Here is a 5,243-nt window from a genome sequence, read left to right as displayed (position 1 = left end):
CACGCCGCCGGCGGCCTCGATCTCCCGACACACCATTTGCCCCAGATCCTGCAGATGCACATGGCCCGGCACGAACTGGGTGAAGGAATTCGCCACAGCGATAATGGGTTTGTCGAAATCGTCGTTTTTCATACCCGTGGCCCGCCACAACGCGCGGGCGCCCGCCATGTTACGGCCGTGGGTGGTGGTGCGGGAGCGGTACTGGGGCATGGGGGAAACCTCGTGTTTGGGCCTGGGAAAAGTTGGTAGGATAACAAACTCCATGGGGGCGGGCTGCACCCACCCTGCATCAAGCTGTCAACGATTCATTCGGAGCCTCTAGGATGGACACCACTGCCGCTCAACTGGACGCGATCAAGGCCTTTGTGACCACTCCGCTGCCAGACCGCCTGCGCACTGGCGACGTCGAGCGGCGTGTGCTCACGCTGTTTCACTACTGTGCCACCCACGTTCCCGCCTACCGCGATTTCCTGGAGCGGCACAATGTTAGCGCCGACCGCATCCAGACCCTGGCAGACTACCGCACCCTGCCCCTGATGACCAAAGACAACTACATCCGCGCCTACCCCCTGCCGGCGCGTTGCCCCGGCGGGACGCTCACCGCCTGCGACATGATCGCCATGTCCTCCGGCTCCACCGGCACAGCCACGGTGTGGCCACGCACCCCGGCCCATGAACTGGATATTGCCTATCGCTTTGAGCAGGTGCTGCGCGACGGCTTCCAGGGCCATGAACGCCGCACCCTGGCGGTGGTCTGTTTCGCCCTGGGCACCTGGGTGGGCGGGATGTTCACCGCCGCCTGCCTGCGTCATCTGGCGCTCAAGGGCTATCCCCTGACCGTGGCCACACCGGGCAGCAACAAAGACGAAATTTTCCGCGTGGTGCGCGAGCTGGGCCCCCACTTCGAGCAAGTGGTGCTGCTGGGCTATCCGCCGTTTGTAAAAGACGTCATCGACAGCGGCATCGCCGCAGGCCTGGACTGGCCCCGTTACCGGCCCAAGCTGGTCTTTGCCGGGGAGGTGTTCAGCGAAGAGTGGCGCGCCCTGGTGTGCGAACGCATCGGCGCCGCCGATCCGCGCTACGCCACCGCCTCTTTATACGGCACGGCGGACGGCGGCGTGTTGGGCAATGAGACAGCACTCAGCGTGAATATCCGCCGCTTCTTTTCCGAACGTCCCGATGCCGCGCGGGAGGCCTTTGGCGAGTCGCGTCTGCCGACGCTGGTGCAATACGATCCCAGCAGCCGTTATTTTGAATCCGCGGACAACACGCTGGTGGTGAGCGGCGACAATGGCGTGCCCTTGATCCGTTACCACATCGCTGACAAGGGCGGGCTGATTGCATGCCAGGATCTGCTGGAGCGGGTGCGCGGCTATGGCTTCGATCCACTGGCCGGCCTGGACCAAAACAGTGTGCGCGACCTGCCCTTCGCATATATTTTCGGCCGCGCCGATTTTACCGTGTCGTACTTTGGCGCCAACATCTACCCGGAAAACATCAGCGTCGGCCTGGAGCAGAGCGCGGTGCGCAAACAGGTAAGTGGCAAGTTCGTTATGCAAGTGGTGGAAACCGATGATCACAACGAGGCACTGCACATTGTGGTGGAACTGTTGCCAGGTGCAAACGCCAGTGAATCATTGCGCGATACGGTGGCAGCCACCATCCGCGCCCAGCTGCTGCGGCTCAACAGCGAATTCGCCAACTATGTGCCGGCGCAATATCAAATGCCAAGAATCGTACTAAAACCCGCGGGCGATCCCGAGTGGTTTCCAGTGGGAGTGAAACATCGTTATACCCGCAGAACATAATTTGTGAACTGTGCCCAAACGGCGTTGTTCAGGCCCCTTTCCTCTTCCAGGGCGAAGGCGGGGCGAATCTTTTTTTTACGGAGAATGTTACTTTGAACCCCTACATTGTCTTGCTTGGTTTATTTGTAGTCGCCGGAATCGCTGTCACCTTTTGGGGCTGGCGCATCATGGTGAAAGGCCGTGATACCAAAGCCTGGCCCAGCGTTGAAGGCGTGGTGGAAACATTCACGCCCGCTTCGGAATTGGGCACGGAACAAGCACAAGTGCACTTCACCTATCAGGTCAACGGCGAAACCCTCAAGGGCGTTTACCTCTGCCCCAATGAAACGCCGGGGCCGGTGGCCGTTTCGGATTCAGCGAAGAACTATCCCGTGGGTGCCAAAGTGCCCGTATTTTACAATCCGGAAAAAGCAACAGATGCCACCCTGGAACCCGGCGGCAAACGGGACGATTGGTTTGTTTTTGCCGCCGGAATTGTCGCAACGCTGTTCGGCACGCTGTTGCTGCTGTTCGGTACCTGAGCCGGCACATCGCAAACAGGTGCGAGAGCACGAGCATGATTTGGACAATTGTGCTGTTCCTCGCCGCGGCGCTGTGTTTGCTGCTGTTCTGCCGCCACACGCTGGCGTATGCAAAGCGCTGACCCCGGGCAGGAATCGTCCCTCGCTTCGTGTGTGGTGGCGCTCAGCTATTTCGTGCTGGAAAGCTTCGTTGATTTCTTTTTTGTCGCGATGGCCACGGAACCCGGCCGCACGCTGGACATTTACCGCCTGCTTGTCCGCGCCCGCATCATCGGGCTGTTCCTATTAACCCGGCAATCCTAATTGCCGGGTTAATAATACTTTGGCGAACAGGCCTGGGACACGCGGAACAAGGGGAAGCTCACAATATTGAGTCCGCGTCCTGGCAGCTGACCGGCCTGGTGTCCTTGTTGGTGCCTGGGAATGCGGTGGTGGCCTTGAGGTGAGACTGGTATTTCAAAAAATCTCTTTGGGATCAAGCGCCAGATCGGGCCACAGGCGCGATACCACCGGTTCATGTTCGGCAAACACGCCCGAGGGCATCAAAGCGTCTTGTTCCAAAACATACACCTCGATGGTTTCGGTGTCCGGCGCCACCAGCCAATATTCGCGCACACCGTAGCGGGCGTAGACAGCCTTTTTGTAGCGGCGGTCCCACTCTTCCGTGCTGGGGGAAAGAATCTCCACCACCAGGTCCGGCGCGCCTTCAATGGCCGCTTCGGCGACGATGCCGGCCCGTTCTTTGGCAACGAACACGATATCGGGCTGCACTACCTGGCGATCCTTACCTTTTCCCAACACGACATCCACCGGGGCATCGAACACCTCCCCCAGATCATGCTTTTTGACGTGGTTCAAAATGAGGTATTCGAGCTCACGCGAGACGCGCTGGTGTCTGGTGGTAGGAGCGGGAACCATCACGATCTCTCCATCCATGAGTTCGTAGCGCTGGTCCGCGGCGTCACACAGGGAACGGTAATCTTCGTACGTGAAACGGATATTCGGGTCAGGAACGCTCATGGCATGAGCCCTCGTTCAGCGGGGACTTCAGTTTACCCCACACGCCGGAGCGGCGAAACAGACAGACGCCCCGGTTCTGACGTACAATGCCCCGCCCCAACAGCCAGACACAACAGCACGATGAACACCGCCAAGCTGGAGAAAAAGCTGCTTCACTACACCGGCAAAGCCATCGCCGACTACAACATGATCCAGACCGGTGACCGGGTGATGGTGTGTCTGTCCGGTGGCAAGGATTCCTTTACCCTGCTGCATTTGCTGCACCAGCTCAGGCTGCGCAGCGGCAACAAATTCGAACTGTTTTCTTACACCCTGGACCAGGGGCAGCCCGGCTGGCACGACGACGGTCTGCGCGCCTGGCTGGACGAACGGGGCTATTCCTATGAGGTGGTCAGACAAGATACCTACTCGGTAGTGCGGGACAAAATCCCGGCGGGCAAAACCTATTGCTCCCTGTGTTCCCGTCTGCGCCGCGGCACCATTTACACCTACGCCGCCCGCCACGGCTACAGCAAAATCGCCCTGGGCCACCACCGGGACGATTTGATCCAAAGCCTGCTCATGTCCATCTTTTACCAAGGGGAAATTGCCGCCATGCCCCCGAAGCTCCTCACCGACGACCGGCGCCACATCGTCGTCCGTCCCCTGGCCTATTGCCAGGAACAGGACATCGCCGCTTACGCCGAAGCCCAGGGTTTTCCCATTATCCCCTGCAATCTGTGTGGCTCCCAGGACAATCTGGCCCGCCAGCGCATCAAGCGTCTCATCGCCGGTCTGGCGGAAGAAAATCCCAAAATCCCCAGCAACATGCTGCACGCCCTCCAGCGTCTGCAGCCCCATCAACTGATGGACAAACGCCTGTGGAACTTCCAAGAGCTGGAGACACAGCGAAAGACCGTTGTCAGCCAGGCAGCCACCGGCAAGGAGGCCGGCGGCTGAAGCGGCCGCCTCAGCGCGTGCCTTTTGCAGCCTCCACAAACAGGGCCAGCAGCTCGCGAACGATTTTTTTCTGCCTGGGCTGGAGCAGACGGTATTGCACCAGCAGCTTCGCTTCTTCAGGGGCCGGGGTGAGCGCTCCGTCCCCGCGGTATACACCCTCCGGCTCAGCCACACCCACCGCCGGGCGCATGGGCCCCTCCCCATCCTGCAGCCAGGCGCGCCGCACCCCCAGCACCGCAGCCACGTGGGGCATGCGCGAGGCGGTGGGCAACGCCTCCCCCTGCGCCCACTTGCGCACCGCCTGACCCGAAACACCGAACAACTCATGCATGGGGCCGGTTTCACGGCCGGTGAAGCCCAATTCCGCCAGGGCATCGCGAAAACGTGCCGCGAAGGCCGCGCGGGCTTGTTCTTTTTCGCGGGCACTGCTCATTCAAATAGCCTAATTAGAGCACAGCATACTTTCAGTTGTTGACTTTTTAACTTACGGTTAATAAGCTCAAATCATCCCGTAAGCGCCACATCCCGCAACACCTGGGGGGCAGGGAGGGGGAACGGCCAGCACAGACCAGCAGCGCTGGGAAAGGAGGGGAAAAACCCAGGAAGACAAATAGCCGCTCACCCGCGCAGCCTCCCCGTCCCCGTGGAACACGTGGCAGAGGCGGCTGCGCGCACCGACCGGGGACGGCGAAGCCCCGGCATCACCCCGCACTGGGCGCTCCACTTTGTGGAGCGCCCCTTTCCTCGTCTGACAGATGCTGCCCACCGACTTGCAGCCGCACGGTGCAATGGGTATAAACCCCGGGGCTGGGCCCCTGCCCCCCTGACAGCCTGTGGAACGGAGCGAAATCGAGCGAAAAGCAAGTGTGAGGCCAGATTGCTGCGATTCTGAGACGCCAAAAGGCTTTCTGCCGCATAAAAGCCACCGCGGGGTGTAAACCGCCCTTCCGCTGTT

At 60.5% G+C, this 5,243-nt stretch carries 7 protein-coding genes; 4 read left to right on the top strand and 3 right to left on the bottom strand.

What is annotated here, in order from left to right:
- Nucleotides 1-210, bottom strand: a 210-nt coding sequence (locus tag ENJ19_03605) for a dihydroxy-acid dehydratase (protein ID HHM04812.1), incomplete at its 3' end; no start/stop codon positions are given.
- Between the two features lie 113 nt (nucleotides 211-323).
- Here ENJ19_03605 and ENJ19_03600 point away from each other — a divergent pair.
- The 3 genes from ENJ19_03600 to ENJ19_03590 all read left to right on the top strand — a co-directional run bounded on the left by ENJ19_03600 (nucleotide 324) and on the right by ENJ19_03590 (nucleotide 2,632).
- Complete coding sequence (locus ENJ19_03600; GenBank protein HHM04811.1) at nucleotides 324-1,808, top strand: phenylacetate--CoA ligase family protein; 1,485 nt, start codon at nucleotides 324-326, stop codon at nucleotides 1,806-1,808.
- Nucleotides 1,694-2,329: a DUF3592 domain-containing protein gene (locus tag ENJ19_03595; GenBank protein HHM04810.1), complete on the top strand. Its 636-nt coding sequence runs from the start codon at nucleotides 1,694-1,696 to the stop codon at nucleotides 2,327-2,329. Before ENJ19_03600 ends, ENJ19_03595 begins: the two co-directional genes overlap by 115 nt.
- 108 nt (nucleotides 2,330-2,437) lie before the next feature.
- On the top strand, nucleotides 2,438-2,632 hold the full coding sequence (locus ENJ19_03590; protein ID HHM04809.1) for a hypothetical protein: 195 nt from the start codon (nucleotides 2,438-2,440) through the stop codon (nucleotides 2,630-2,632).
- A 153-nt stretch (nucleotides 2,633-2,785) separates the two neighbouring features.
- On the opposite strand, the gene ENJ19_03585 is transcribed toward ENJ19_03590, so the two are convergent.
- A complete protein-coding gene (locus tag ENJ19_03585; GenBank protein ID HHM04808.1) occupies nucleotides 2,786-3,349 on the bottom strand; it encodes a Uma2 family endonuclease in 564 nt (187 codons plus the stop codon).
- 3 nt (nucleotides 3,350-3,352) lie between these two features.
- Between ENJ19_03585 and ttcA the strand changes: the two genes are divergently transcribed.
- Nucleotides 3,353-4,288 (top strand): tRNA 2-thiocytidine(32) synthetase TtcA, encoded by a 936-nt coding sequence (ttcA, locus tag ENJ19_03580; protein HHM04807.1) that lies wholly within the window; start codon nucleotides 3,353-3,355, stop codon nucleotides 4,286-4,288.
- 10 nt (nucleotides 4,289-4,298) lie between these two features.
- Here ttcA and ENJ19_03575 read toward each other — a convergent pair whose 3' ends face one another.
- Entirely contained in the window at nucleotides 4,299-4,721 is a 423-nt protein-coding gene (locus ENJ19_03575; protein HHM04806.1) for a hypothetical protein, read from the bottom strand.
- Nucleotides 4,722-5,243: the final 522 nt, after the last annotated feature.

Source organism: Gammaproteobacteria bacterium (genome assembly GCA_011375345.1).
In the GTDB taxonomy this organism is placed as follows: Bacteria; Pseudomonadota; Gammaproteobacteria; order DRLM01; family DRLM01; genus DRLM01.
This window is presented reverse-complemented; position numbering and strand designations above follow the sequence as displayed.

Coding starts and splice junctions, on each gene's coding strand:
- ENJ19_03600 (HHM04811.1), top strand. CDS start 324: ATGGACACCACTGCCGCTCAACTGGACGCGATCAAGGCCTTTGTGACC.
- ENJ19_03590 (HHM04809.1), top strand. CDS start 2,438: ATGCAAAGCGCTGACCCCGGGCAGGAATCGTCCCTCGCTTCGTGTGTG.
- ENJ19_03585 (HHM04808.1), bottom strand. CDS start 3,349: ATGAGCGTTCCTGACCCGAATATCCGTTTCACGTACGAAGATTACCGT.
- ttcA (HHM04807.1), top strand. CDS start 3,353: ATGAGCCCTCGTTCAGCGGGGACTTCAGTTTACCCCACACGCCGGAGC.
- ENJ19_03575 (HHM04806.1), bottom strand. CDS start 4,721: ATGAGCAGTGCCCGCGAAAAAGAACAAGCCCGCGCGGCCTTCGCGGCA.